The following is a 24,010-nucleotide window of genomic DNA, read 5'->3' as shown; positions in this document are numbered from 1 at the left end:
CTGGCACTCCTGCCGGACAGTTCACAGGGGGCTACCCGGTAGGGTTGGGCCGAACCCATGGTCTTCCTCGTCGCCCTGCACTTTCTCGTCGCAGGGGCGGCCCCTGCCCTCGTCCGCATGCTGGATAGACGGGCCTTCCTGGTCCTCGCGCTGGTCCCAGCAGCCTCATTCGTCTGGCTCCTCGGTCCCGTCGCCCGGGCCACCGACGGCGATCCGACGTACGAGCACCTGACCTGGATCCCGCAGATCGGGCTCAACCTCGACCTGGGCGTGAACGCGCTCAGCGGCATCGTGGCGCTGCTCGTGACCGGGGTCGGCGCCCTCGTGCTCGTGTACTGCACCTGGTACTTCCGCCCGAACGACCCCGAGATCTGGCGCTTCTCCGGCGTCCTCACGGCCTTCGCCGGCGCGATGCTCGGCCTGGTCCTGTCCGACAACGTCTACCTGCTCTACATCTTCTGGGAGCTCACGACGATCCTGTCGTTCCTGCTGATCGGCCACAATCCCGAGCGGCGCGCCAACCGGCGAGCGGCCATGAACGCCCTCATCGTCACGACGTTCGGCGGTCTGGCCATGCTCGTGGGCCTCGTGGGCCTGCACCTGCTGAGCGGGACCCCGCGCCTGAGCGAGCTGCTGGCCGATCCGCCGGCCGCCGGCCCCGCCGTGACGACCTTCGTCGCGCTGATCCTGGTGGGCGCCCTGTCCAAGTCGGCGCTCGTGCCCTTCCACTTCTGGCTGCCCGGCGCGATGGCCGCGCCGACGCCCGTGAGCGCCTACCTGCACGCAGCGGCCATGGTGAAGGCCGGCGTCTACCTCGTGGCCCTGCTGGCGCCCGTCTTCGCCGACACCCCCGGCTGGCGCCCCGTGCTGGTGTCCCTGGGCATCGCCACGATGATCCTGGGCGGCCTGCGGGCCCTGCGCCAGTACGACATCAAGCTGCTGCTGGCCTACGGCACGGTCAGCCAGCTCGGCTTCCTCGTCGCCGTCGCCGGCGCCGGCACCCGCTCGGCCGCCTTCGCCGCGCTGGCGCTGCTGTGCGCCCACGGCCTGTTCAAGTCGGCCCTGTTCCTGGTCGTCGGCATCATCGACCGGTCGGTGGGGACCCGCGACCTGCGGGACCTGTCCGGTCTGCGTGCCGCACGGCCGGCCCTGTTCGTCATCACGATCGTGGCCGCCGCCTCCATGGCCGGCCTGCCGGTCATGTTCGGGTTCACCGCCAAGGAGGCCGCGCTGGCCGCCTTCGTCGACCTCGGCAAGGACCTCGGTCATCCCGGCTGGGGCATGGCCGCGCTCGTGGGCATCGTCGTGGGCTCGATCCTGACCGTCGCCTACTCGGCGCGCTTCGTCTGGGGAGCGTTCGCCGACAAGGCCGGTGTCGAGCCCTGCCACCCCCGTGCCTTCTCGGCCGGATTCACCGTCGTGCCCGGCATCCTGGCCGCGGCGAGCCTGGTGGCCGGCTTCGCCGGTCCCGCCCTGACCCCGCGGATCGCCACCTACGCCGACCAGTTCCCCGAGGGCGCCCACCACGCGATGCTCACCCTCTGGCACGGCTTCACCCCCGCGCTGGGACTCTCGGCGATCGCGGTCGTCGCCGGCCTGGCGCTGTTCGTGTGGCGCCGGCCCGTCGCCGCGACACAGCACGCGATCGTCGACCGGCTGCCGATGCCCGACGCCGAGCGCTCCTACCAGGCCGTCATGCGCGGCGTGGACCGTCTCGCGGTCGAGATCACCGGTCGCACCCAGCGCGGTTCGCTGCCGGTCTACCTGGGCATCATCCTGGTCACCCTGGTCGTCGTCCCGGGCACCGCGCTCATCCGCGCGTGGGAGACGCCCGACGTGCGCATCGCCGACAACCCGCTGCAGATCGTCACGGGCCTGATCATGGCCGCGGCCGCGATCCTGACCGTGCGCTCGCGCCGCCGCCTGCGCGCCGTGCTGCTGCTGGGCGTGACGGGCTACGGCACGTCGATCCTGTTCGTCGCCCACGGGGCGCCCGACCTGGCGCTGACCCAGGTGCTGGTCGAGACCTTCCTGCTGGTCACGTTCGTGCTGGTGCTGCGCCGCCTCCCCCCGTTCTTCAGCGACCGCCCGTTCAACATCGCCCGCTGGTGGCGGGTCGGCGTCGGCACGGCCGTCGGTCTGACGGTCTCGGGCTTCGCCTTCGTGGCCACCAACGCCCGCACGGCCACGCCGATCTCGGCCGGCTGGGCCGAGCCCGCCTACGAGTACGGCGGCGGCAAGAACATCGTCAATGTGGCCCTGGTCGACATCCGCGCCTGGGACACGATCGGTGAGCTGAGCGTCCTGGTGGTCGCCGCGACCGGCATCGCCAGCCTGATCTTCCTGCTGACCGACCGGTCGATGCGCCAGATCCGGCCGCGCCGGGTCGTCGCGCCCGACTCCAACGCCTGGCTCGCGGCGAACCTGCACGACCAGCGGCGCTCGATCGTCTTCGAGATCGTGACCCGCCTGATCTTCCACACCGTCATCGTCTTCTCGATCTACCTGATGATCTCGGGCCACAACTCCCCCGGCGGCGGCTTCGCCGGCGGCCTCATCGCCGGACTGGCGCTGATGGTCCGCTACCTGGCCGGCGGGCGCGAGGAGCTCGACAACGCCGCTCCGGTCGACGCCGGCTTCGTGCTCGGCCTCGGCCTGGCGGTCGCGGCCCTCTCGGGCCTGCTGCCGACCCTGCTCGGCGGCGGTGTGCTGCAGAGCGCGATCGTCGACGTGCAGATCCCCGTGCTCGGCGAGCTGCACCTGGTGACCTCGGTGTTCTTCGACATCGGTGTCTACCTCGTGGTCGTCGGGCTCGCGCTCGACGTGCTGCGCAGCCTCGGCAGCGGCATCGACGCCCAGATCGAGGAAGAGGACGAGGAGGCCGACGAGGCCGCCCAGAGCACGAGCGAGGTGACGTCGTGACCGCGAACCTGATGCTGATCGCCGTGGTCGGGGTGATGGTCGGCTCCGGCGTGACCCTCGTGCTCGAGCGGAGCCTGACCCGCATCCTGGTGGGCTTCGTGCTCATCGGCAACGGCCTCAACGTGCTGTTCCTCGTCGTCTCCGGCCCCGCCGGCGCGGCGCCGATCCTGGGCCTGTCGGGCGACCCGATGGCCGACCCCTTGCCCCAGGCCATGGCGCTGACGGCGATCGTCATCACGCTGGGCACCACCGGCTTCGGACTGGCCCTGGCCTACCGCGCCTGGCAGCTGACCGGCACCGACGACGTCCAGGACGACCTCGAGGACGACCTGATCCGCCGCCGCGCCGAGCGCGACGAGGTCTCGGTCACCTTCGACGAGGTCGACGACACCGAGCTTCCCGATGAGGGCTACGCCGGCGACTCGTCGCTCGCGCCCGAGGACGAGGTGCCCGCATGACGAGCCTGCTGGGCCAGCTGGTCCTCGCCCCCGTGATCCTGCCGCTGCTCGGCGCGGGACTCTGTCTGGCGTTCGGTCGCTCCGCCGCGGCCCAGCGGCTGATCAGCATCATCACCCTCATGGCGGTCGTGGCCTCGGCCAGCGTGCTGCTGTTCCGCGCCGACCAGTACGGTCCCCAGGCGTTCAACGTCGGCGGGTGGCCCGCCGAGATCGGCATCAGCCTGGTCGCCGACCGGCTGAGCTCGCTGCTGCTGCTGATCTCGACGATCGTCACGCTGTGCGTGCTGCTGTACTCGATCGGTCAGGGCATCGTCGAGTTCGGCCGCGACGCTCCGCTGTCGGTCTTCTACCCCACGTTCCTGGTTCTGAGCGCGGGCGTCTCCAACGCCTTCCTCTCGGCCGACCTGTTCAACCTGTTCGTCGGCTTCGAGATCCTGCTGGCCTCCTCGTACGTGCTCATCACGCTGGGCGGCACCGAGGCACGGGTGCGCTCGGGAACGATCTACATCATCGTCAGCCTCGCGTCGTCGGCGCTGTTCCTGATCGCGGTCGCGTCGGTCTACGCCGCGACGGGCACGGTCAACTTCGCCCAGCTGGCCCTGCGCCTGCCCGAGCTGTCCGACCCGGTGGCCACGATGCTGCAGCTGCTGCTGTTGCTGACCTTCGCGGTGAAGGCCGCAGTCTTCCCGCTCTCGGCCTGGCTCCCCGACTCCTACCCCACCGCGCCTGCGCCCGTCACGGCCGTGTTCGCGGGCCTGCTGACCAAGGTCGGCATCTACGCGATGCTGCGCACGCAGACCCTGCTGTTCCCCACGCACGAGCTGCGCACCCTGCTGATGTGGGCGGCGATCCTGACGATGGTGGTCGGCATCATGGGCGCCGTCGCGCAGTCCGACATCAAGCGTGTGCTGTCCTTCACGCTCGTCAGCCACATCGGCTACATGCTGTTCGGCATCGCGATCGCCAGCGAGCTGGGCATCGCCGGCGCGATCTTCTACATCGTCCACCACATCACCGTCCAGACCACCCTGTTCCTGGTGGCGGGGCTGGTCGAGTACCGCTCCGGCACGACCAACCTCGACCGGCTCGGCGGGCTCGCGCGCAAGGCCCCGGTGCTGGCCGTCATGTTCTTCGTCCCGGCCATGAACCTGGCGGGCATCCCGCCGTTCTCGGGATTCCTGGGCAAGCTCGCGCTGATCGAGGCCGGCGTCGACGCGGGCGACTGGCTGGTCCTGGTCGGTGTCGGCGCCGCCGTCGCGACGAGCCTGCTGACGCTCTACGCGGTGGCCAAGATCTGGAACCGCGCCTTCTGGCAGCCGCTGGAGGACCCCGAGGACGACACCCCCGTCCCGTTCGACCCGCTCGTGCTCGGTGGCTCGCTGCACGGCCGCAGCAGCATCTCGACGGCCACGCAGCGCGAGACCACGTGGAAGGACGACACCGAGGGTGTGCGCCTCCCCGCGCGGATGGCCATGCCCACGATCGCCCTGGGCCTGGTGACCGTCGCGCTCACCGTCTTCGCCGCGCCGATGTTCGCGGTGGCCGAGCGCGCCGCCGACGAGCTGCACGAGCGCACCCCGTACATCGAGGCGGTGCTCGGCGATGGCTGATCGGGTGCGCGGGCTGCGCGTGTGGCACGTCCCGGTGATCGGGTGGCTGACGATCGTCTGGCTGCTGCTGTGGGGTGAGGTGACCCCCATCAACCTCGCCGGCGGAGTGCTCGTCAGCGCGATCACGGTCATGGTCTTCCCCTTCCCGCGCGTGTCGGTCGACGGCGAGCTCCGCCCGTGGGCCACGCTCGTCCTGCTCAGCCGCTTCATCGCCGACCTGGCCCTGGCGAGCTTCAACGTCGCGTGGCTCGCGATCCGCCCGGCGACGCCGCCGCCCAGCGCGGTGCTGCAGATCGACCTGGTCAGCGGCTCCGAGCTGCGCCAGACCCTGACGGGCGAGCTGATCTCGCTGGTCCCGGGCTCGCTGCTGATCGAGCTCGACTCCGAGGGCCGGCGCATGTGGCTGCACGTCCTGGACGCCGGCACCCCCGAGCGCGTCCGTGCCGCACGGGACAAGGCGCGGATGCAGGAACACCGGCTGCTCAAGGCCATCGGCACCGACGCCGAGGTCCGCGAGAGCGAACGACGACTCCGGGAGGATGCCTCATGACCGTCGTGGCCATCATCTGCGCGGTCCTGCTCGGTCTGACCGGGCTGCTGTGCCTGGTCCGCATCGTGCGCGGCCCCACCATGCTCGACCGGACCGTCGCGGCCGACGTCTTCACGGCCGCCTGCGTCGGCGCCATCGGCGTCGAGGCCGCGGTCGGGCGGCACGGCACCACGCTTCCGATCCTGGTCGCGCTGGCCCTGGTCGCCTTCCTCGGCTCGGTCAGCATCGCCCGCTACGCGGCCTCGCAGGCGGCGGGAGGCCCGACATGAGCTGGGGCGAGTTCGTGGACGTCGTGGCCGGGATCCTGCTGGTCCTGGGCGCGGGATTCGCGTTCGTCGCCGCGGTCGGCGTCGTGCGGTTCCCGGACGTGCTCACCCGCATGCACGCGGCCACGAAGCCGCAGACGTTCGGCCTGTTGCTGATCCTGGCCGGACTCGCACTGCGCATCGACAGCCTGAGCGACCTCACCCTGGTCGCCGTCGTCGCGCTGTTCCAGCTGATGACGGCGCCGGTCTCGGCGCACATGGTCGCGCGCGCCACCTTCCGCACCGGCCAGGTCGACCGCGAGGCCCTCGTCGTCGACGAGGGCGACTGAGCCTCAGTCGGCCAGGTCGACGACCACGGGCGCGTGGTCGCTGGCGCCCTTGCCCTTGCGCTCCTCGCGGTCGATCCACGCCCCGGTGACGCGCTCGGCGAGCGCCGGGGAGCCGAGCACGAAGTCGATGCGCATGCCCTTCTTCTTCGGGAAGCTCAGCTGCGTGTAGTCCCAGTACGTGTAGACGCCCGGACCCGGCGTGTGCGGCCGGACGACGTCGGCGAAGCCCGCGTCGACGACGGCCTGGAACGCGGCGCGCTCCGGCGCCGAGACGTGGGTCTTGCCCTCGAAGACGGCCATGTCCCAGACGTCGTCGTCCTGCGGCGCGATGTTCCAGTCGCCGGTCAGCGCGATCGGCGTCTCGGGGTCCTTCGCGAGCCACTGCTCGGCCGAGTCGCGCAGGCGCGCCAGCCACTCGAGCTTGTACTGGTAGTGCCCGTGCTCGAGATCGCGCCCGTTGGGCACGTAGAGGCTCCACATCCGGACGCCGCCGCAGGTCGCCCCGATCGCGCGCGGCTCGAGCACGTCCTCGAACATCGGCTGATCGACGCCGAACGAGCGCTCGACGTCCTCCAGGCCGACGCGCGACAGGATCGCGACACCGTTCCACTGGTTGATCCCGGCGTGCGCGTACTCATATCCCAGGTCCGCGAGCTTCGCGGCGGGGAACTGGTCCTCGCGGCACTTCGTCTCCTGGATCGCCAGGACGTCGACGTCGTTGCGCTCGAGCCAGGAGGCCACCCGGTCGACCCGGCTGCGGATGGAGTTGACGTTCCACGTCGCAATGCGCATCAGAAGTCGACTCGCAGGGGGTAGTCGGCATCGCCGTCGGCAGAGGTGTTCACGCCCAGGACGTGGTGCAACTGGATCTCATTTCGTTCGAAGGCCAGGCGGGACCCGGCCATGTACAGGCCCCAGACCTTGGCACGGCCGAGGGAGACCTCGTCCAGCGCCTCGTCCCAGTGGTCCACCAGATTCTGACACCAGCCTGCCAGTGTCATCCCATAGTGCTCCCGCAGGTCCTCCAGGTGGCGCACCTCGAAGCCGGCGTCCTGCATCGCGACGACGATCGTGCCCACGCCCGTGAGCTCGCCGTCGGGGAAGACGTACCGGTCGATGAACTGCCCGGCCGAGGCCCGGCCCTTGTTGTCAGGGCGCGTGATGCAGTGGTTGAGCATGCGCCCACCGACCTTGACCCTGCTCCGGGCGAAGGCGAAGTAGTCCCCGTAGTTGCGGACCCCGATGTGCTCGGTCAGGCCGATCGAGCTGATCGCGTCGAACCCGGTCTCGCTCACGTCGCGGTAGTCGCTGAATCGGACCTCGGCCAGGTCGGACAGGCCCTCGCGCTCGATCTCGGCCTGGGCCCACTGCGCCTGCTGCTGCGAGAGGGTGACCCCGATGCCGCGCACGCCGTAGTGCCGCGCCGCGTGTCGGACCATGCCGCCCCAGCCGCAGCCCATGTCGAGCAGGCGGTCGCCGGGCTTGAGGTCGAGCTTGCGGCACACGAGGTCGTACTTCTCGGCCTGCGCCTCCTCCAAGGTGGCGTCCGGCTTGGGGAACACGGCGCACGTGTAGGTCATCGACGGGCCCAGCACCAGCTCGTAGAAGCGGTTGGAGACGTCGTAGTGGTGCTGGATCACGTCGGCGTCGCGGCCCTTGGTGTGCCGCAGGCCCTCCAGAGCGCGTCGCCACCGGGGCGCGTGCTCCTCGGCCGGCGGCGCGGGCGGCTTGAGGTTGCCGAAGCCCAGGCTCCGGACGATCTGCACCATCTCGGTGGCCGGGGGCACCCGGAACCGCAGCCGGCTCATGACGACCTTCATCAGCTCGTAGGGGTCGCCGGGATGGACGCCCTCGATCTGCAGGTCGCCGGAGACGTATGCCCGGGCGAACCCGAGGTCGCCCGGGGCGGTCATGAGGTACGACAGGCCGCGCTCGTTGAGCAGGCGCAGGCGGACGGGCGAGTCCTCCGGGCCCAGCACGCTGCCGTCGAAGGCCTCGAGGCGGACGGGGACCTCGTCGCGCAGGAGCCGGTCCAGCGCTTCGCCGATCGTCAACCGAGTCTCGGGAACGATGCTCATGAGTTCCTCACCACCTTGTCGTAGAGGGTTTTCAACCGCGAGTCGGGGTCGTACGTGGACCGGACCCGGTCCAACCCCGCGGTGTCGTAGAGGGCGCCGAACGTCTCGCGGTCGTAGAACGCCTCGGAGTAGAGGGACTTGTGTCCGCCCAAGCGGTGGACCTCGGTCTCGACCTTGCGGTTCACCGCGCCGGGCTCGGAGCCGGCCGGGACCACGACCGTGCCCCAGAAGCCGACGTTGACGTAGACGTCGCCGGGCGTCAGCGGGTAGGTCGGCCAGGCACGGCGCGTCCGCAGCGGGCACAGCCACACCGGACGCATGCCCACCTCGCGGTCGAACCAGGTGAGGAAGTCCTCCAGCCGGTCCAGGGGCACCTCGATGTCCTGGATGACCCGCTCACGCGCCGGGATGTGCTTGATGCGGTCGAGGACGCGGCTGACGCCGACCTTGCCGTCGAGGGCGACGAGCCGGTGGTAGACGTCGCTGCGGCGCCACCGCCTGGGCCACACGCGGCGCACGGCCGGGTTCTGGGCGCCGAACGCGCCCGAGCACCAGAACCAGTCGGTGTCCCAGCGCCACAGGTAGTCGTGGATCGTCAGCACGTCCTCATGGCGCTGCTGGATCGAGCGGTAGTAGACGTCCTGGCCGGTGTAGTCGCTGGTCGGCAGGTCGGTGTCGGTGAAGTGCGCCAGGGTCAGGTAGATCTCGTCGGGGCTAAACGCGGTGCCGTCCACGGCGTCCACCGGCACACCGTCCCAGCTGCCGGCGTCGGCGATCTCGGCCAGCGCCTTCGTGACGTCGGCGGCCCCGGCGAAGCGCACGTGACGCAGCCGGACCTGACGGGGCGCGGGCTGCAGCTCGATCCGGAGCCGGACGGCGTACCCGAGGCTGCCGTAGGAGTTGGGGAACGCGGCGAACAGCTCGGCGTGCTCGTTGTCGGGCGTGGCGGTGACGATCTCACCCGAGCCCGTCAGCACGTCCATCTCGAGCACCGCCTCGTGCGGCAACCCCAGCCGCAGCGACGTGGACTCGATGCCCAGGCCGGTGACCGCGCCGCCCAACGTGATCGTGCGCAACTGCGGCACGACGCTGGGGATCAGGCCGTGGGCGAGAGTCTCGTCGACCAGCCGCTCGTAGGTGCACATCCCCTGGACGTCGGCGGTGCGGGCGACCGGGTCGATCGCGATGACGCCGTCCAGACCCGAGACGTCGAGCCCGGGACCCGCCGCCGGGCTGCGGGGACGGAAGAGGTTCGAGGTCTTCTTGGCCAGCCGGACCGGCTGCCCCGGACCGATGGCGTCCCAGGACGTGCGAAGGGCGGCCACGGCGCCTTCGTGCTGTGTCCACCCCTGCATACTTCGCAGGCTAAACCCGAAATCACCTGAACAGCCACACGAAGACTTCGCCGTCCCGTCCCGTGAGCCGGAGCCGATCGGGTCCGGTGACGTGCATCTCGTCCCCGGCGCCGAGCGTCGTGTCGTCGATCGAGACGGGTCCACGGGTCACGTGCAGGAGCGCTCCGTGCTCCACCTCGAGCTCGACGGACGCGTCGGGTCCAGGGCGCGCCACGAGCAGCCGGGCGTCGGCGTGGACCGGCACGGTCTCGTGCAGGCCGGGCCCGTCGGGGACCGCCGCCTGGGCGTACTCGGGCTCGTCCCAGTTCGTGCTGCGGAGCATCATCTGCACGAATCGCAGCGGTTCCACGTCGCTGCCGTTGCGCTCGGCGTGGGTGACGCCCGCGCCGGCGCTGAGGCGCTGTGCGACGCCCGGGCGGACCTCGCCGCAGTGACCGGTGGAGTCCTCGTGGCCGAGCACGCCGTCGAGGACCCACGTGACGATCTCGGCGTCGGCGTGGTGGTGCTCGTCGTACCCCGCCCCCGGCGCGATGCGCTCCTCGTTGATCGCGATCACCGGCCCGAAGCCCACGTTGTCGGGGTCGTAGTGCCGCCCGTACGAGAAGGAGTGGAACGTCTCGGTGCCGCTCGCGACGGTGTGAAATCTGTCTGCCGCGCGGCGCAGAACGCGTGACTCAGGCATAGCCCAGTTCGTGCAGGCGGGCGTCGTCGATCCCGAAGAAGTGGGCGATCTCGTGTACGACCGTGATGCGAACCTCCTCGACCACGTCCTCCTCGGTGTCGCAGATCGCGAGGGTGGGATTGCGGTAGACGAAGATGCGGTCGGGGACGACGCCGGCGTACGTGGAGTCGCGCTCGGTGAGCGGGATCCCGTCGTAGAGCCCCAGCAGGTGCGGGTCCTCCGGCGGGGCGTCGTCCTCAATGAACAGCACCACGTTGTCGAGTCGATCGGCCAGCTCGGCGGGGACGTCGGCCAGGGCGGCGGTCACCAGCTCCTCGAACCGGTCCGGGTCGACGTCGATCACGTCATGAGTCTAGGGGCGGCCCCACCGCGCGAGCGTGTGCCGAGCGTCGGTGCGCCGTGCCCTATGCTGGACGGGTTGTCCGGCCCCCTTCGTCTAGCGGCCTAGGACGCCGCCCTTTCAAGGCGGTAGCGCGGGTTCGAATCCCGTAGGGGGTACCACCGGCACCGCCCCGTCCCCGACCAGAACCCTGCTCTCACCCATGCCCCAGCCGATCGTCCCGTCCGTGTCCGACCTGGCGGAGCAGCAGCCCCGTCTGCACTGGGCAGCCCTGCTCTTCACCGTGGTCACCATGCTCAGCGCTGTGGTCGTGGGGATCACGGCGTCGGACCACTTCACCCGGGTCACGATGGCCGCTGCGGTGATGGGCTGTGTTCTGCTGTGGCAGGCGCTGCGGGACCCGCTGGTGATGACCGGTCTGACGACCGTGATCCTGGGGGCCGTCGCCGGCTGGGGCCTGAACTTCTACGACCGCATCTGGTGGTACGACGACTTCGCGCACTTCACCTTCTCGCTGGTCAGCACCCTGGCGATCGCCCGGTTGCTGCTGCACCGGTTCCGGGCCGAGCCGGCGTTCCTGCTGCCGATCGTCCTGTGGCTGACCTGGCTGGGCATCGGCTCCCTGTGGGAGATCGGCGAGTGGACCTCGGACCAACTGCAGTCCACGCACCACTCCCGCGGCTACGCCGACACGATGGCCGACATGATCCTCAACTCTTCCGGCTCGGGCATCGCGGCGTGGGTCTATTGGCGCTGGCTGCGCACCCCCGCCGACCTGCAGCGCCAGTCGTAGCGCTCGCCGCCGGGCCTCGCCGTCAGTAGGTTGGCGGTGAGCCCGGACGACGGAGGATGACATGAGCTTCGAGGCCCACGGCGGAACGCGCGGCGGCAGGTCCACCGGCGGTCCCCTCGTCCGACTGGCGAACAAGTTCATGGCACGGCGTGCCCGGCGCTCGGCGTCGGCGTCCCTGGGACCGATGAAGATCGCGGTCCTCACGACGGTCGGCGCCAAGAGCGGTCAGCCCCGCGAGAACCCCGTCGGCTGGTTCCCCGGCACGGACGGATCCTGGCTGATCGTCGCCTCCGCCAACGGCGCGAAGAACAACCCCGCGTGGTTCCACAACATCGCCGCCCACCCCGACGAGATCACCCTCGAGATCGGCCCGCGCAAGATCCCGGTTCGCGCCGAGCAGCTGCACGGCGCCGAGCGCGAGGCCGCGCTCCGGTCGATCGTCGAGTCCGCGCCGCAGTTCGGCGGCTACACCGAGAAGACCGACCGCGTCATCCCCGTCATCCGCCTGACGGAGCGCACCGACGCGCCCTGATCCCCCGGCGTTCCGAGGCGCGATCCGGGAATGACCCGCGATCTCGTGGGTACGACTCCCGCAAGCCGCCACGGAGGTCGTCATGGGAATCGAGCACCTGGAGCCCGGGATCGTCCGGATCGAGGACGCCGACACGAACTGCTACCTGATCGAGCTGGGCGACCTGCTCATGTTCGTCGACGCCGGGTTCCCCCGGACCTGGCGCTATGCGCAGGAGGCGCTCGCCGCCCTCGGCCGCACGCCGGACGAGGTGACCGACGTCGTCCTGACCCACGCCCACTTCGACCACCTGGGCTTCGCCGCCAAGGCGCGGCGCGAGTCCGGCGCCCGCGTCTGGGTGCACCCCGGCGATCACCGCATCGCCGCGCATCCGTACCGCTACCGTCCCGGCCGGCCCCGTCTGTTCTACCCGCTGCGGTACCCCGCGGCCGCGCCGATCCTGGCCCGGATGGTGAGGGCGGGGGCCCTGCGGGTCGAGGGCGTCGAACAGGTGGATTCCCTCGGCGTCGGGTCCAGTCCCGACGGCATCACGGTCGTCCCCACCGCCGGTCACACGGACGGGCACTGCGTCCTGCACATCCCCGCGCTGGACGTGGTCCTGACCGGCGACGCACTGGTGACGCTCGATCCGTACACGGGCCGCCGCGGCCCGCGGATCGTCGCCCGCGCGGGCACCAAGGACGCTGTGCAGGCTCGCCGCTCGCTGGAGCGGATCGCGGCGACCGACGCCAGCCTCGTCCTCCCGGGCCACGGTGAGCCGTGGACGCAGGGGGCGGCGAGCGCCGTCGCGTCGGCTCGCCGCAGCGAGGTGGCCTGAGTCCGCCGCACTAGGCTCGAGGCGTGTCCGCCGGCCGATTCGCACCTTCCCCGTCCGGTGACCTGCACCTGGGGAACCTGCGCACCGCGATCCTCGCCTGGCTGTTCGCGCGGGCGAGCAATCGGCGCTTCCTGGTTCGGGTCGAGGACCTCGACCGGCAGCGGTCACGACCCGAGTTCGAGCGCAGCCAGCTGGACGACCTCGCGGCCCTCGGGCTGACGTGGGACCCGCCCGTCGTCCGCCAGTCCGACCGTGACGACCTCTTCGCCGCCGCACTGGCTCGCCTGACGGACGCCGGGCTGACCTTCGAGTGCTTCTGCACGCGTCGTGAGATCGCCGACGCCGTGCGGGCCCCGCACGCTCCCCCGGGCTCCTACCCGGGCACCTGCCGGGACCTGACCGAGTCCGAGCGGGCGGCCCGGCGCGCCGAGCGCCCTCCGGCGATCAGGCTCCGCGCCGAGGCCGACGAGTGGACGGTCCGCGACGAGCTGCGCGGCGAGATCACGGGCCACGTCGACGACCTCGTGCTGCGGCGCGGGGACGGCGCCCACGCCTACAACCTCGCGGTGGTCGTGGACGACGGCGATCAGGGTGTCGACCAGGTCGTGCGGGGCGCCGACCTCCTGGACGCCGCTCCGGCCCAGGCGTACCTCGCTCACACGCTGGGCCTGCCCGCCGCGACCTACGCGCACGTCCCGCTGGCTCTCACCGCCGACGGCCGGCGGCTGGCCAAGCGCGACGGAGCGGTGACCCTGCGCGACCTCACCCCCGCCCAGGCGTGGGATCTCATCGGTGCGTCGCTGGGCGTCGGCGCGCGCTCCCCCGAGGCCCTGCTCAGCGAGCTCGACCCTTGGGAAATCAGCCTGGATCCGTGGATCGTCACGCCATGACCCACCCCGTTTTGGAGTCTCCCGAAGGCGTCAGGTAGTCTTGCGGTCGCGGTTGATCCGCACAGCATGAGGCCCCGTGGCGCAGTTGGTTAGCGCGCCGCCCTGTCACGGCGGAGGTCGCGGGTTCGAGTCCCGTCGGGGTCGCCAGTGCTGAAACCCCGCCCCTCAGGGGGCGGGGTTTCGTCGTCTCACGGGGCCGTCGTCACGCCTCGGGGAAGCCGAACGCCTCCTGCTCCTGGGCCCGGAAACGGCGCTTGGACACGGCGTTGATGATCCGCAGCGGCGGACCCGCCAGCGTCAGGACCCGATGCTCCGCCTCGGCCGGCAGACCCTTGAGCGCCCACGGCACGGACCACCGGGCCTCGGCCAGCGTCTGCTTCGTGCGAAAGCGCGTCCGCTCCAGCTCGTGCCACTCGTCCCCGCCCACGTACCGCTGCAGGATCTCGATGGCCGCGCTCTCCTCGTGACCGAGGTGGTGACCCAGGACGGTCCCGAGCTCACCGAGGGTGTCGCGCAGCAGGTCGTACGCGCGGTCGTCCTCGCCGGCCGAAAGGCGCTCGAACGCCGCCGAGGCCGCGGCCAGCAACGGGTCGAGGACGGCGTGCTCGGCCTCCATCTCGTGCAGCACCCGCTCGGCCTCGGTGTCGCCGGCCGCACGCACGCGCTCGAGCAGCAGCGGCCAGAGGATCTCGTCCTCCTTCGTGTGGTGCTGGTGCAGCTCGTGCGTGAACAGCTGCCAGCGGCTCCCGAGCCGGGACCAGCGAGCACGGTCGCCCGGCGGCGTCGCCGCCGCGGCCCGGGCGAAGTCCTGCACGTCGCGGCGGAACGCGTGGTGCAGGACGTACATCATGGTCATGTCGGCCGGTCCGGGCGGCGAGGCGGCCTGACCGGGCAACAGCAGGGGCGTGGGGGACATCGTTCCTTCTCTCTCTCGATACGCAGGTTCGCGGGCGGCCCGACGCGCACCTGAGTGCGCCGCGGGCGGCTCACGTGCCACGAGGCGTCCGCGACCGCCCTGATACCGGCCGATTGCGGCCCGCGCCGACCGGTGCGGTAGGGTGAACGTCGCTCGTCAGAGCACGGCCAGGTAGCTCAGTTGGTACGAGCGTCCGCCTGAAAAGCGGAAGGTCGCCGGTTCGACCCCGGCCCTGGCCACCACCTGAGATCCCCGGCTCCGTGCCGGGGATTCTCGCTTTCCCGGGCACTTTTCGCCCACGCTCATTTCGCCAAGTGGTTGGCACCCCGGCAACCCACACCTACGCTGGAGCGATGTCCGCCGTCGCTCCGATCGCCCGCCGTCTGGCCCTGGTGCTCGGCCTCCTGCTCGTCGCCTCGCTGATGGCGTCGCCGGCTCACGCGGCGGACCCGCGGTCGCCCCAGCGGTTCACCGGGTACGCCTTCGACACGTGCGTCTCGCCGTCCGACCAGGTCATGGACGCCTGGAACCTCACGTCGCCCTACGCGGTCGTCGGCATCTACACCTCGGGCAACTCGCGCTACTGCGACGACTCGAAGCAGCCGCACCTCAGCCCCGCCTGGGTCAAGCGCCAGGCGAACCGCGGCTGGCTGTTCCTGCCGATCCACGTCGGCTACCAGGCCCCGTGCTTCGACTCGAAGTCGACGAAGCGGCACATGTCGTACGACGTCGCCACGGCCCGCAAGCAGGCCCGCGCCGACGCAGACGAGGCCACGCGCCGCGCTTCGCAGTTCGGTTTCGCCAAGGGGAACGCGGTCTACCTCGACATCGAGTGGTACGACCGCGCCAACCGTCGGTGCGACGCGGCCGTCCTGACGTTCATCGACGCGTTCGTCGCGCGGTCCCACAAGCGCGGCTACAAGGTCGGCCTCTACTCCAGCGGCTCGGCCGCGATCGCGGCGGTCGACGAGGCACGCCATGCGAAGCGCAAGGGCTTCGACTTCCCCGACCAGATGTGGTTCGCCTGGACCAACAAGCGGGCGAACACCAACGGCGGCCCGTACCTGTCGAACTCGTTCTGGAAGCGCGACCGCGTGCACCAGTACCACAACAACGTGGCGGTCTCCTACGGCGGACATCGCGTCACGATCGACAAGAACGTCCTGGCGCTGGGCGGCGGATCGCGCGCCAAGAAGGAGCAGAAGGTCTGCAAGATGTCGCCGACCCTGAAGCGCTACCGCTCGCTCAAGGCGGGCTCGCGCGGCAAGGACGTCAAGCTCCTGCAGTGCCTCCTGCGGCGCGCCGGCCACAAGGCGACCATCACCGGCCGCTGGAACGCCCGCACGACCAAGGCCGTCAACTCGTACCGCACGAGCCTGGGGTGGCCGCGCAATGGCGCCGCGACGCGACCCCTCTGGACTGCCCTGCTGTCTCGCGGCAAGACCCCCATCGCCCTCAAGCGCGGCAAGGTCGGTGAGCCCGTCCACCGGCTGCAGCGGTCGCTGCGCGCCTCGGGCCAGAAGGTGAACGTCACGGGGATCTACGACGCGCGCACGTCCACGGCCGTCCGCGCCTACCGCAAGAAGATGCGCCTGCCCGGCTACCAGACCGCCGATGCCCGCGTGTGGGCCGCGCTGCAGGCGGGCCGTCGCTGAGTCTCAGCTGCGCTGACGGGTCAGCAGCAGGGCTCCGCCCAAGCCGATCAGCATCGCACCGCCGGTGCGTCGCACCGCGACGAGCCGGGCCGGTGAGCTGACGAACCACTCCCGCGCCGAGCCGGCCGCGAGCGCCCACCCCGAGTCGGACACCACGGCGATCGCCAGGAAGACGACCCCGAGGACGAGCATCTGGACCGCCACCGCGCCTGCCTCAAGATCGACGAACTGCGGCAGCACCGCGACGAAGAAGACCATCGTCTTGGGATTGGTGACACCGACTCCGAAGCCCTCCGCGAGGGCGCGCCACGGCGATACCCCCGGGGCCGCGGCGCCGTCGGCCAGCGCGCCCTCGTCACGCCCACTACGCAACCCCTTGATCCCGAGCCACATGAGGTACCCCGCACCGGCGATCTTCAGGGCGGTGAACGCGGCGGCCGAGTCGGCCACGAGCGCGCCGAGCCCAGCGCGACCGCGCCGACGATCGGCAGCCCGCCCAAGCCGTTGCCCAGCACGCTGAGGATCCCCGCGCGTCGCCCGTGCGCCAGCGACCGCCCGACGACGAACAGCACGCTGGGACCCGGGACGACGATGAGGACCAACGAGGTCAGCGCGAAGGCGAACAGGGTCTCGAGCGTCGGCACGGAGGAACAGTAGAACGTCATGCCGGGAACGACGAACGGCCCACCCGCCGTGCGGGTGGGCCGTTCGTCGTCAGGTGACGATCAGTGCATCATCGCCGGGGGCTGATCCTTGTCATCGAGCAGGCGCGCCGGCTCCTTCTTGCGGGGCAGGAACGCGACGGGGATGAGCGTCACGACGAGCACCGCGAAGGCGACCCAGTACGACTGCGCGAACGCGTGGGCCAGGTCGCTGAACCCGTCCTGCAGCTGGGCCGGCGTGACACCGAGCATCTGGACCAGCTGGCCGCCCTGGTCGGTGTGCGACTGCGAGGCCAGCTGCGCCGGGGTGAGGCCGCCGTCGACGTTCGGGATCTTGTCCGAGCCGGGGATGACGGAGCCACGCTGCATGCCGTTGGTCAGCACGACCGAGATCACGGCGATGCCCGAGGCGCTGGCGACCTGCTGGACGACGTTGAGCAACGTCGAGCCGCGAGCCACCTCGTGCGACGTCAGCGTCTTGAGCGCGGACGTGAAGATCGGCATCATCGTGCCGCCCATGCCCAGCCCCATGACGAACAGCCACCCGATGATGTGCCAGTACGGCGTGCCCGGATCGGTGCTCTGGGCGAGCCCGAGCATGCCGACCAGGATGCCCAGGAAGCCGAACGGGACGATGCGGCCGACCGGGATGCGGTCGACGAGCGCGCCGGCGATCGGCATGGTCAGCATCGCGCCGATGCCCTGCGGGGCCACCAGCAGGCCGGCCATGAGGACCGACTCGCCGCGGACCTGCTGGAAGTACGTGGGCACCAACAGCAGCGCACCGAAGAACGCGCTGGCGAACAGGAACATCACGATCAGCGAAACGCGCAGATTGCGGTTGCCCAGCAGGCGCAGGTCGAGCAGCGGGTGCTTCGGCTTGAACGACCACACGACGAACGCGGCGATCAGCGCCAGGCCGATGACGGCCGGGACGATCACCTTGGCGGCCAGGGCCGTGCCCTCGCCGGGGATCGACGAGATGCCGTAGAGCAGCAGTGCCAGACCTGGCGACATCAGCAGCAGGCCGACCCGGTCGAGCGACTCGCTCGGCTCGGGTGCGTCCTTGGGCAGCACGCGGGACGCGTAGACCAGGCCGACGATGCCGATCGGCACGTTGATGAGGAACACCCAGTGCCACGACGCGGAGTCGATCAGGACGCCACCGAGGATCGGCCCCATGATCGGGCCGAGCAGCATCGGGATGCCCAGGATGGCCATGAGGCGGCCCATCCGGTGCGGGCCGGCGGCGCGGGTCAGGATCGTCATGCCGAGCGGCATCAGCATGCCGCCGCCGAGCCCCTGCAGGACGCGGAAGCCGATGAGGGCCTCGATGTTCCACGCGGTCGCGCACAGCACCGAGCCGAGCGTGAACAGGCCGATGGCCGCCATGTAGAGGCGCTTGGTGCCGAACCGGTCGGCGGCCCAGCCGGTGAGCGGGATGACCGCCGCCAGCGCGAGCATGTAGGCGGTCGCCGTCCACGCCACGGTGGCGTACTTCAGCGGCTCGTCGGTGGAGGACAGCTCGGTCTGGAACGTCGGCAGGGCGACGTTGACGACCGTGACGTCCAGGATGGACATGATCGCGCCGAGCACGACCACGCCGGCGATCTTCAGGATGTCCGCGGTGATCCGGTCGTCGTCGACCGCGGCTCCTTCGGGCGGGCTAGTTGACATCGGAGACTTCTTCCTTCAGTGGCTTGAGGGCCTCGACGAGCGCGAGGCATTGTTCGGGCTCGAGGGCGTCGAGCAGCGTGCGCACGGCGTCCTCCTTGGACTTGAGGTGGCTCTGGGCCAGACTCCGTCCGAGTGCGGAGACGGCGACGAGCTTGACCCGTCGGTCCTCGGGGTTCTCGGTGCGCACGACGAGCTTCTTGCGCACCAGCTGCTCGATGTTGCGTCCGACAGCGGCGGCGGACAGACCCACCGCGCCGGCCAGGTCGCCGATGGCGGCGGGACCGTCGTGGTGAGCGAGCGTGAAGACCACTCTGGCCTGCGTGAACGACAGTTTCAGCTTCGCGACGGCCTCGAGGGACTCGCCCTCGGCCGTGGTGAAGACCCGGCCGAGGAACTCTCGGACGGCATCGAAGGCGCAGGCGTGGGGGGAGGTGGTCATGACGCGCAAAACACTAACGCGAATGCAACTATTGCGAGGGTGTGACCTTCGTGACGTTCATTACGCCCCGGAGGGGAAAGGACCTCATGGCCCTGCAGTAGAATCGATGGAGTGCCCACACGCTCTGATCTGCGCAATGTAGCCATCGTCGCCCACGTCGACCACGGCAAGACCACTCTCGTCGACGCGATGCTTCAACAGCAGGGCGCCTACTCCGACCACCAGGAAGTGACCGACCGGGTCATGGACTCCGGTGACCTGGAACGCGAGAAGGGCATCACCATTCTCGCGAAGAACACGGCGGTCAAGTACTCCGGACCGGGTTCTGAGGACGTCCCCGGCAAGGTCGTGACGATCAACATCATCGACACCCCCGGCCACGCCGACTTCGGTGGCGAGGTCGAGCGCGGCCTGTCGATGGTCGACGCCGTCGTGCTGCTGGTCGACGCCTCCGAGGGCCCGCTGCCCCAGACGCGCTTCGTGCTGCGCAAGGCCCTGGCCGCCAAGATGCCCGTCATCCTCGTGGTCAACAAGGTCGACCGCCCCGACGCCCGCATCGCCGAGGTCGTCGACGAGACGTACGACCTGTTCATGGACCTGCTGCCCGAGGACGCCGCCGACGACGCGCTGGACTTCCCCGTCGTCTACGCCTCCGGCAAGGCCGGCGTCGCCTCGCTGGAGCGTCCCGAGGACGGCACCCTGCCCCAGGGCGACAACCTGATCCCGCTGTTCCAGACGATCATGGAGCACGTCCCCGCCCCCGAGTACACCGAGGGCGCGCCGCTGCAGGCGCACGTCACCAACCTCGACTCCTCCCCCTTCCTGGGCCGTCTGGCCCTCGTCCGCGTCGAGGAGGGCGAGCTCAAGAAGGGCCAGCAGGTCGCGTGGATGAAGCGCGACGGCTCGGTCGAGCGCGTCAAGATCACCGAGCTGCTGATCACCGAGGCCCTCGATCGCAAGCCCGGCGAGTCCGCGGGCCCCGGTGACATCGTCGCCATCGCCGGCATCAGCGACATCAACATCGGCGAGACGCTGGCCGACCCCGAGAACCCGGTCGCGCTGCCGCTCATCCACGTCGACGAGCCCGCGATCTCGATGACCATCGGCACCAACACGTCGCCGCTGGCCGGCCGCGAGAAGGGCACGAAGGTCACCGCCCGCCTGGTCAAGGACCGCCTCGAGTCCGAGCTGATCGGCAACGTCTCGATCAAGGTGCTCCCGACCGAGCGTCCCGACGCGTGGGAGGTCCAGGGCCGCGGTGAGCTCGCGCTGGCGATCCTCGTCGAGCAGATGCGTCGCGAGGGCTACGAGCTGACCGTCGGCAAGCCGCAGGTCGTCACGCGAGAGATCAACGGCAAGGTCCACGAGCCGGTCGAGCGCCTGACGATCGACGCCCCCGAGGAGTACCTCGGCGGCATCACCCAGCTGCTGGCCGTCCGCAAGGGCCGCATGGAGCAGATGGTCAACCACGGCACCGGCTGGGTCCGCATGGAGTTCCTGGTCCCGGCCCGCGGCCTGATCGGCTTCCGGACCGAGTTCCTCACCGACACCCGCGGCACGGGCATCGCCCACCACATCTCCGAGGGCTACGAGCCCTGGTTCGGCGAGATCTCGACGCGTCCCTCGGGCTCGCTCGTGGCCGACCGCGCCGGCGCCGTGACGTCGTTCGCCATGACCAACCTGCAGGAGCGCGGCACGCTGTTCGTCGAGCCCGGTACCGAGGTCTACGAGGGCATGATCGTCGGCGAGAACTCCCGTGATGACGACATGGACGTCAACATCACCAAGGAGAAGAAGCAGTCGAACGTGCGCTCCTCGACCGCCGACAACTTCGAGAAGGTCATCCCGCCGAAGAAGCTGTCGCTCGAGCAGTGCCTGGAGTTCTGCCGCGAGGACGAGTGCGTCGAGGTCACCCCGAACCACGCGCGCATCCGCAAGGTCATCCTCGACGCCGGCGAGCGCAACCGCACCGCCCGCAAGCGCAAGTGAGCTGACCCGGCTCCACCCGAACCCCTCTCCGGCTCCGGCCGGGGAGGGGTTCGTCGTTGTCGGAGGTCGTCGACCTGTGCGTCTTGCCCATAGTGTGTGACACACACTATGGTGTGACACATGGACGACTTGACCCAGCAGCACACTCAGGAGCTGCGCCGCGGCACGGTGGTGCTCGCGTCGCTGCTGAGCCTGCGCGAGCCCGGCTACGGCTACGGCCTGCTCGAGTCGTTGGCCGAGGCGGGCATCACCGTCGACGGCAACACGCTCTATCCCCTGCTCCGTCGACTCGAGAAGCAGGGCCTGCTCACCAGCGAGTGGAACACCGACGAGGCCAGGCCTCGCAAGTTCTACCGCACCAGCGCCGAGGGCGAGCGCCTCATCGAGGCACTCCTGGCCGACTGGCACGAGCTCGACACCGCCCTGGGGCGACTGACCGACGGAGGAGACCGATGACCACCACCTTGACTGACCGCTACGTCCACGCGGCGACCCGCTGGCTGCCCGGCCGCACCCGCACCGAGGTGGAGGCCGAGCTGCGCGAGCGGATCGCCGACACCGTCGCCGCCCGGGGCGAGACCCCCGAGGCCGAGCGTGAGGTGCTCGAGGCGCTCGGCGACCCCCTGCGCGTCGCGGCCGACTACACCGGGCGCGAGCCGGCGCTCATCGGTCCGCGGTTCTTCTTCCCGTGGCTGCGCCTGACCGTCGTCCTGCTGTGCGTCGTGGGCCCTGTCGTGGGGGCGATCGTGGCGACCGTGGCGGCGTTCGAGGGTGAGGACATCGGCTCGATCATCACCGGCGGGCTCGGGGCGTTGGTGCAGACGAGCATGCAGATCGCCTTCTGGACCACCGTGGTGTTCGCCGTCCTGGACTGGAGCGGCTCACGCGTTCCCGACACGCAGTGGTCGGTCGACCGCCTGCCGGAGCCTCAGCAGAACACCGGGAGCCTCGGCGAGCTGATCGCGACCCTGGTCTTCCTGCCGCTGTCCGCCGTCCTCATCGTCTGGCAGCACGTCCGGCCGCCGTCGATCGACGGGGAGCGCCTGCCGCTGGCCGATCCGGATCTGTGGTCCTGGTACCTGCCGTTGCTCCTGGCGGTGCTGGCGCTCGAGGTCGGCCACGCCCTCTGGATCCACCGCGCGGGCTGGACCGGCGTGACCGCGACGGCGAACCTCGCCCTGTCCCTGCTCTTCGCGATCCCCACCATCGTGCTGCTGCTGGACGGCTCGCTGGTCAACCCCGAGCTGGTCGCCCACCTCGACTGGGACAGCGAGATCGTCCGCCAGGTCTCGAAGGGCAGCGCCTTCGTGATCGCCCTGGTGAGCCTGTGGGAGATCCTGGACGGCTACCGGAAGGCGTACACGGCGACGCGGGTGCCGGTGGCGGCTCAGTAACCCGAGCCGCGGGTCTGCGCGAGGTAGACGAGCGCCGCCACGGTGCCCAGCAGGGGCAGGATGCCCAGCGGGTTCTGGAAGACGACGTCGACCAGGATCGAGACCGGCAGGATCACCAGCCAGATGTTCTTGGGCAGGGTCCCGGCCATCTCGAAGTCATAGGGCTTGCGCCGCACGCAGTCGACCAGGGCGAAGACCTTGGTCGCCAGCAGCAGCCACCAGATCACCGGGGTCACGAGAGCCATGGGGGGAAGAATACGGTGGGCACCGCCCGAGAGTGGTGCCCACCGCTGATTCCGTGCGAAACGAGCGTCAGGACGAGGCCTTCTTCGCCGGCGACTTCTTGGCGGTCGTCGTCTTCGAGGCGGTCGACTTCGCCGTGCCGCCGGCCTGGGCCGGGGCCTTCTTGGCCGTCGTGGAGGCCTTCTTCGCGGGCGCCTTCTTGGCCGTGGCCTTCTTCGCGGCGGAGGCCTTCTTGGCCGGGGCCTTCGCGCCGTTCGTCGACTTCGCCGCGGTCTTCTTCGCCGTCGTGGTGCTCTTGGCCGTGCTCGTCTTGGCGGTGCCGGACTTCGGCGTGCTCGACTTCGCGGTGCTCGACTTCGGCGTGCTCGACTTCGCGGTGCTCGACTTCGCGGTGCTGGACTTGTTCGTCGACGGCGCGGTGGCCGCGCGGGTCCGGGCCGAGTTGGCGAACGACGCCGCGGCCGCTCCGGCGGTGCCGGTGGCGTCCTCGACGGCCTCGGCGGCCTTGCCGGTGAGCTCCTCGGCCTTGGCGGTCAGCTCGTCGATGATCTCCTCGGCCTTGTCCTTGAGGTCGCCGACCAGGTCGTCGGCCTTCTCGCGGAAGTCGTCGACCGTGGCCTTGAGGTCGTCGACGGTGACGTCGTCGACCCTGCCGCGCAGCTCGGTGACGACGGCCTCCGCCCGCGTGGCGAAGTCCTCGGCGGCCTTCCGGACGTCGTCGACGCGCAGGCCCTTGGCGAGGTCGACCAGGTCGTCGGCCTTCTTCGCCAGGTCGGAGTAGGTGGCGGTGACCGATCCGAGCGCGGTCTGCGCCAGGGTCTCGGCCTTCTTCTGCAGGCCACTGACGTCGAACCCCTTGACGGTGTTCGGCAGGGCGCGGATGTCGTCGAGTACGGACTTGATCTGGGCGTTGATGGTGTCGGTGATGCTCATGGTTTCTCCTCGAGGTCTGCGGTTCCGACGAATGAGCGGTAGATGTCCCGCAAAGCCGTCTTCTGGCGCGTGGTCAACCGCGGATCGCGGTCGATGGCGTCCTCCACCAAGTACGCCCCCGACTGCTCGGCATCGAGGATGCCGGCGCGGACGTAGAGCGACTCGGCCGAGATCCTCAGTGCCTTCGCGATCTGCTGCAGCACCTCGGCGGACGGTTTGCGCAGGCCACGCTCGATCTGGCTGAGGTACGGATTCGAGACGTCCGCGAGCTCGGCCAGCTGTCGCAATGACATCTGCGCCTGGGTTCGCTGGTCACGCAGGTACTCCCCGAGCGACCCCATGGCCGACCCGACAGCATCTGGCATGTTCAACTTCCCCATGCCCTTCAGCGTGCTTGCAATAGTTAGCAAACGCAAGCAACTGTGATGCATCGGACATGTCGGCCCTCAACAGCGCCGAACCGGGTTAACCTGTGGGCGC

Annotated in this window: 27 protein-coding genes and 3 tRNA genes; 18 read left to right on the top strand and 12 right to left on the bottom strand. The window is 70.2% G+C overall.

Going from position 1 to position 24,010, the window contains the following annotated elements; all coding sequences use genetic code 11:
• Positions 1-57 precede the first annotated feature (57 nt).
• From NP095_RS01625 to mnhG, 6 genes are read left to right on the top strand one after another with little or no spacing between them, the layout of a single operon-like run.
• Positions 58-2,922 carry a Na+/H+ antiporter subunit A gene (locus tag NP095_RS01625; RefSeq protein WP_232417789.1) on the top strand — a complete coding sequence of 955 codons (2,865 nt, stop codon included), beginning with the start codon at positions 58-60 and terminating at the stop codon, positions 2,920-2,922.
• The gene (locus tag NP095_RS01620; RefSeq protein ID WP_232417791.1) at positions 2,919-3,380 is read left to right on the top strand and encodes a Na(+)/H(+) antiporter subunit C; all 462 of its coding nucleotides are present in this window, start codon (positions 2,919-2,921) and stop codon (positions 3,378-3,380) included. The genes NP095_RS01625 and NP095_RS01620 overlap by 4 nt, the downstream gene beginning before the upstream one ends.
• Positions 3,377-4,990, top strand: a complete 1,614-nt coding sequence (locus tag NP095_RS01615; RefSeq protein ID WP_232417793.1) for a Na+/H+ antiporter subunit D — start codon at positions 3,377-3,379, stop codon at positions 4,988-4,990. Before NP095_RS01620 ends, NP095_RS01615 begins: the two co-directional genes overlap by 4 nt.
• Positions 4,983-5,540, top strand: a complete 558-nt coding sequence (locus tag NP095_RS01610) for a Na+/H+ antiporter subunit E (RefSeq protein WP_232417795.1) — start codon at positions 4,983-4,985, stop codon at positions 5,538-5,540. Before NP095_RS01615 ends, NP095_RS01610 begins: the two co-directional genes overlap by 8 nt.
• Positions 5,537-5,809 carry a monovalent cation/H+ antiporter complex subunit F gene (locus NP095_RS01605; protein WP_232417800.1) on the top strand — a complete coding sequence of 91 codons (273 nt, stop codon included), beginning with the start codon at positions 5,537-5,539 and terminating at the stop codon, positions 5,807-5,809. The genes NP095_RS01610 and NP095_RS01605 overlap by 4 nt, the downstream gene beginning before the upstream one ends.
• Positions 5,806-6,135 (top strand): monovalent cation/H(+) antiporter subunit G, encoded by a 330-nt coding sequence (mnhG, locus tag NP095_RS01600; RefSeq protein ID WP_232417802.1) that lies wholly within the window; start codon positions 5,806-5,808, stop codon positions 6,133-6,135. The genes NP095_RS01605 and mnhG overlap by 4 nt, the downstream gene beginning before the upstream one ends.
• Positions 6,136-6,138: 3 nt before the next feature.
• On the opposite strand, the gene NP095_RS01595 is transcribed toward mnhG, so the two are convergent.
• From NP095_RS01595 to NP095_RS01575, 5 genes are read right to left on the bottom strand one after another with little or no spacing between them, the layout of a single operon-like run.
• Positions 6,139-6,927: an exodeoxyribonuclease III gene (locus tag NP095_RS01595; RefSeq protein WP_232417808.1), complete on the bottom strand. Its 789-nt coding sequence runs from the start codon at positions 6,925-6,927 to the stop codon at positions 6,139-6,141.
• Positions 6,927-8,213: a class I SAM-dependent methyltransferase gene (locus NP095_RS01590; RefSeq protein WP_232417810.1), complete on the bottom strand. Its 1,287-nt coding sequence runs from the start codon at positions 8,211-8,213 to the stop codon at positions 6,927-6,929. Before NP095_RS01590 ends, NP095_RS01595 begins: the two co-directional genes overlap by 1 nt.
• On the bottom strand, positions 8,210-9,538 hold the full coding sequence (locus tag NP095_RS01585) for an FAD-binding oxidoreductase (protein ID WP_232417812.1): 1,329 nt from the start codon (positions 9,536-9,538) through the stop codon (positions 8,210-8,212). Before NP095_RS01585 ends, NP095_RS01590 begins: the two co-directional genes overlap by 4 nt.
• A gap of 52 nt (positions 9,539-9,590) precedes the next feature.
• A complete protein-coding gene (locus NP095_RS01580) occupies positions 9,591-10,250 on the bottom strand; it encodes a pirin family protein (protein WP_232417814.1) in 660 nt (219 codons plus the stop codon).
• Positions 10,243-10,593: a metallopeptidase family protein gene (locus NP095_RS01575; RefSeq protein WP_232417815.1), complete on the bottom strand. Its 351-nt coding sequence runs from the start codon at positions 10,591-10,593 to the stop codon at positions 10,243-10,245. The genes NP095_RS01580 and NP095_RS01575 overlap by 8 nt, the downstream gene beginning before the upstream one ends.
• Positions 10,594-10,675: 82 nt before the next feature.
• Between NP095_RS01575 and NP095_RS01570 the strand changes: the two genes are divergently transcribed.
• The 6 genes from NP095_RS01570 (at position 10,676) to NP095_RS01545 (ending at position 13,769) form a co-directional block, all read left to right on the top strand.
• Positions 10,676-10,751 (top strand) — tRNA-Glu (locus NP095_RS01570).
• A gap of 41 nt (positions 10,752-10,792) precedes the next feature.
• The gene (locus NP095_RS01565) at positions 10,793-11,383 is read left to right on the top strand and encodes a hypothetical protein (RefSeq protein WP_232417818.1); all 591 of its coding nucleotides are present in this window, start codon (positions 10,793-10,795) and stop codon (positions 11,381-11,383) included.
• A 61-nt stretch (positions 11,384-11,444) separates the two neighbouring features.
• Complete coding sequence (locus NP095_RS01560; RefSeq protein ID WP_232417826.1) at positions 11,445-11,915, top strand: nitroreductase/quinone reductase family protein; 471 nt, start codon at positions 11,445-11,447, stop codon at positions 11,913-11,915.
• Positions 11,916-11,997: 82 nt separating this feature from the next.
• Positions 11,998-12,732, top strand: a complete 735-nt coding sequence (locus NP095_RS01555) for an MBL fold metallo-hydrolase (RefSeq protein WP_232417828.1) — start codon at positions 11,998-12,000, stop codon at positions 12,730-12,732.
• A gap of 23 nt (positions 12,733-12,755) precedes the next feature.
• Positions 12,756-13,622 carry a tRNA glutamyl-Q(34) synthetase GluQRS gene (gene gluQRS / locus NP095_RS01550; protein ID WP_232417830.1) on the top strand — a complete coding sequence of 289 codons (867 nt, stop codon included), beginning with the start codon at positions 12,756-12,758 and terminating at the stop codon, positions 13,620-13,622.
• A 70-nt stretch (positions 13,623-13,692) separates the two neighbouring features.
• A tRNA-Asp gene (locus NP095_RS01545) sits at positions 13,693-13,769 on the top strand.
• 55 nt (positions 13,770-13,824) lie between these two features.
• Here NP095_RS01545 and NP095_RS01540 read toward each other — a convergent pair.
• Positions 13,825-14,538, bottom strand: coding sequence for a hemerythrin domain-containing protein (locus tag NP095_RS01540; RefSeq protein ID WP_232417832.1), 714 nt, complete (start codon positions 14,536-14,538; stop codon positions 13,825-13,827).
• A gap of 165 nt (positions 14,539-14,703) precedes the next feature.
• On the opposite strand from NP095_RS01540, the gene NP095_RS01535 reads away from it, so the two are divergent.
• Together NP095_RS01535 and NP095_RS01530 are read left to right on the top strand one after the other, a co-directional pair.
• A tRNA-Phe gene (locus NP095_RS01535) sits at positions 14,704-14,780 on the top strand.
• A 111-nt stretch (positions 14,781-14,891) separates the two neighbouring features.
• Complete coding sequence (locus tag NP095_RS01530) at positions 14,892-16,193, top strand: glycoside hydrolase domain-containing protein (protein WP_232417834.1); 1,302 nt, start codon at positions 14,892-14,894, stop codon at positions 16,191-16,193.
• Positions 16,194-16,196: 3 nt separating this feature from the next.
• Here the strand turns inward: NP095_RS01530 and NP095_RS01525 are convergent, their stop codons facing one another.
• The 4 genes from NP095_RS01525 to NP095_RS01510 form a co-directional block, all read right to left on the bottom strand.
• Entirely contained in the window at positions 16,197-16,643 is a 447-nt protein-coding gene (locus NP095_RS01525) for a LysE family translocator (RefSeq protein ID WP_232417836.1), read from the bottom strand.
• Positions 16,610-16,837 (bottom strand): LysE family translocator, encoded by a 228-nt coding sequence (locus NP095_RS01520; protein ID WP_232417837.1) that lies wholly within the window; start codon positions 16,835-16,837, stop codon positions 16,610-16,612. The genes NP095_RS01525 and NP095_RS01520 overlap by 34 nt, the downstream gene beginning before the upstream one ends.
• Positions 16,838-16,918: 81 nt before the next feature.
• Positions 16,919-18,532, bottom strand: coding sequence for a DHA2 family efflux MFS transporter permease subunit (locus tag NP095_RS01515; protein WP_232417840.1), 1,614 nt, complete (start codon positions 18,530-18,532; stop codon positions 16,919-16,921).
• Positions 18,522-18,971, bottom strand: coding sequence for a MarR family winged helix-turn-helix transcriptional regulator (locus NP095_RS01510; protein WP_232417849.1), 450 nt, complete (start codon positions 18,969-18,971; stop codon positions 18,522-18,524). Before NP095_RS01510 ends, NP095_RS01515 begins: the two co-directional genes overlap by 11 nt.
• Before the next feature lie 111 nt (positions 18,972-19,082).
• Between NP095_RS01510 and typA the strand changes: the two genes are divergently transcribed.
• From typA to NP095_RS01495, 3 genes are all read left to right on the top strand, one after another.
• Complete coding sequence (gene typA / locus NP095_RS01505; protein WP_232417851.1) at positions 19,083-20,960, top strand: translational GTPase TypA; 1,878 nt, start codon at positions 19,083-19,085, stop codon at positions 20,958-20,960.
• Between the two features lie 120 nt (positions 20,961-21,080).
• Entirely contained in the window at positions 21,081-21,416 is a 336-nt protein-coding gene (locus tag NP095_RS01500) for a PadR family transcriptional regulator (protein WP_232417853.1), read from the top strand.
• On the top strand, positions 21,413-22,354 hold the full coding sequence (locus NP095_RS01495; RefSeq protein ID WP_232417855.1) for an HAAS signaling domain-containing protein: 942 nt from the start codon (positions 21,413-21,415) through the stop codon (positions 22,352-22,354). The genes NP095_RS01500 and NP095_RS01495 overlap by 4 nt, the downstream gene beginning before the upstream one ends.
• On the opposite strand, the gene NP095_RS01490 is transcribed toward NP095_RS01495, so the two are convergent.
• Complete coding sequence (locus NP095_RS01490; protein ID WP_232417858.1) at positions 22,348-22,599, bottom strand: DUF2516 family protein; 252 nt, start codon at positions 22,597-22,599, stop codon at positions 22,348-22,350. The genes NP095_RS01495 and NP095_RS01490 overlap by 7 nt on opposite strands.
• A gap of 145 nt (positions 22,600-22,744) precedes the next feature.
• Here NP095_RS01490 and NP095_RS15280 point away from each other — a divergent pair, with 145 nt between their 5' ends.
• Complete coding sequence (locus NP095_RS15280) at positions 22,745-23,572, top strand: pentapeptide repeat-containing protein (protein ID WP_369413446.1); 828 nt, start codon at positions 22,745-22,747, stop codon at positions 23,570-23,572.
• Here the strand turns inward: NP095_RS15280 and NP095_RS01480 are convergent.
• Complete coding sequence (locus tag NP095_RS01480; RefSeq protein WP_283251743.1) at positions 23,527-23,871, bottom strand: helix-turn-helix domain-containing protein; 345 nt, start codon at positions 23,869-23,871, stop codon at positions 23,527-23,529. The two genes, NP095_RS15280 and NP095_RS01480, sit on opposite strands and share 46 nt — an antisense overlap.
• Positions 23,872-24,010: the final 139 nt, after the last annotated feature.

The sequence above is a fragment of the Aeromicrobium duanguangcaii genome (genome assembly GCF_024508295.1).
Classification (GTDB): Bacteria; Actinomycetota; Actinomycetes; order Propionibacteriales; family Nocardioidaceae; genus Aeromicrobium; species Aeromicrobium duanguangcaii.
This window is presented reverse-complemented; position numbering and strand designations above follow the sequence as displayed.

Excerpts from the sequence above, each read along its gene's own strand:
- NP095_RS01625 (WP_232417789.1), top strand. The coding sequence starts at position 58 with ATGGTCTTCCTCGTCGCCCTGCACTTTCTCGTCGCAGGGGCGGCCCCT.
- NP095_RS01615 (WP_232417793.1), top strand. The coding sequence starts at position 3,377 with ATGACGAGCCTGCTGGGCCAGCTGGTCCTCGCCCCCGTGATCCTGCCG.
- NP095_RS01610 (WP_232417795.1), top strand. The coding sequence starts at position 4,983 with ATGGCTGATCGGGTGCGCGGGCTGCGCGTGTGGCACGTCCCGGTGATC.
- NP095_RS01605 (WP_232417800.1), top strand. The coding sequence starts at position 5,537 with ATGACCGTCGTGGCCATCATCTGCGCGGTCCTGCTCGGTCTGACCGGG.
- mnhG (WP_232417802.1), top strand. The coding sequence starts at position 5,806 with ATGAGCTGGGGCGAGTTCGTGGACGTCGTGGCCGGGATCCTGCTGGTC.
- NP095_RS01595 (WP_232417808.1), bottom strand. The coding sequence starts at position 6,927 with ATGCGCATTGCGACGTGGAACGTCAACTCCATCCGCAGCCGGGTCGAC.
- NP095_RS01590 (WP_232417810.1), bottom strand. The coding sequence starts at position 8,213 with ATGAGCATCGTTCCCGAGACTCGGTTGACGATCGGCGAAGCGCTGGAC.
- NP095_RS01580 (WP_232417814.1), bottom strand. The coding sequence starts at position 10,250 with ATGCCTGAGTCACGCGTTCTGCGCCGCGCGGCAGACAGATTTCACACC.
- NP095_RS01565 (WP_232417818.1), top strand. The coding sequence starts at position 10,793 with ATGCCCCAGCCGATCGTCCCGTCCGTGTCCGACCTGGCGGAGCAGCAG.
- NP095_RS01560 (WP_232417826.1), top strand. The coding sequence starts at position 11,445 with ATGAGCTTCGAGGCCCACGGCGGAACGCGCGGCGGCAGGTCCACCGGC.
- NP095_RS01555 (WP_232417828.1), top strand. The coding sequence starts at position 11,998 with ATGGGAATCGAGCACCTGGAGCCCGGGATCGTCCGGATCGAGGACGCC.
- NP095_RS01540 (WP_232417832.1), bottom strand. The coding sequence starts at position 14,538 with ATGTCCCCCACGCCCCTGCTGTTGCCCGGTCAGGCCGCCTCGCCGCCC.
- NP095_RS01530 (WP_232417834.1), top strand. The coding sequence starts at position 14,892 with ATGTCCGCCGTCGCTCCGATCGCCCGCCGTCTGGCCCTGGTGCTCGGC.
- NP095_RS01515 (WP_232417840.1), bottom strand. The coding sequence starts at position 18,532 with ATGTCAACTAGCCCGCCCGAAGGAGCCGCGGTCGACGACGACCGGATC.
- NP095_RS01510 (WP_232417849.1), bottom strand. The coding sequence starts at position 18,971 with ATGACCACCTCCCCCCACGCCTGCGCCTTCGATGCCGTCCGAGAGTTC.
- NP095_RS01500 (WP_232417853.1), top strand. The coding sequence starts at position 21,081 with ATGGACGACTTGACCCAGCAGCACACTCAGGAGCTGCGCCGCGGCACG.
- NP095_RS01495 (WP_232417855.1), top strand. The coding sequence starts at position 21,413 with ATGACCACCACCTTGACTGACCGCTACGTCCACGCGGCGACCCGCTGG.
- NP095_RS01490 (WP_232417858.1), bottom strand. The coding sequence starts at position 22,599 with ATGGCTCTCGTGACCCCGGTGATCTGGTGGCTGCTGCTGGCGACCAAG.
- NP095_RS01480 (WP_283251743.1), bottom strand. The coding sequence starts at position 23,871 with ATGGGGTCGCTCGGGGAGTACCTGCGTGACCAGCGAACCCAGGCGCAG.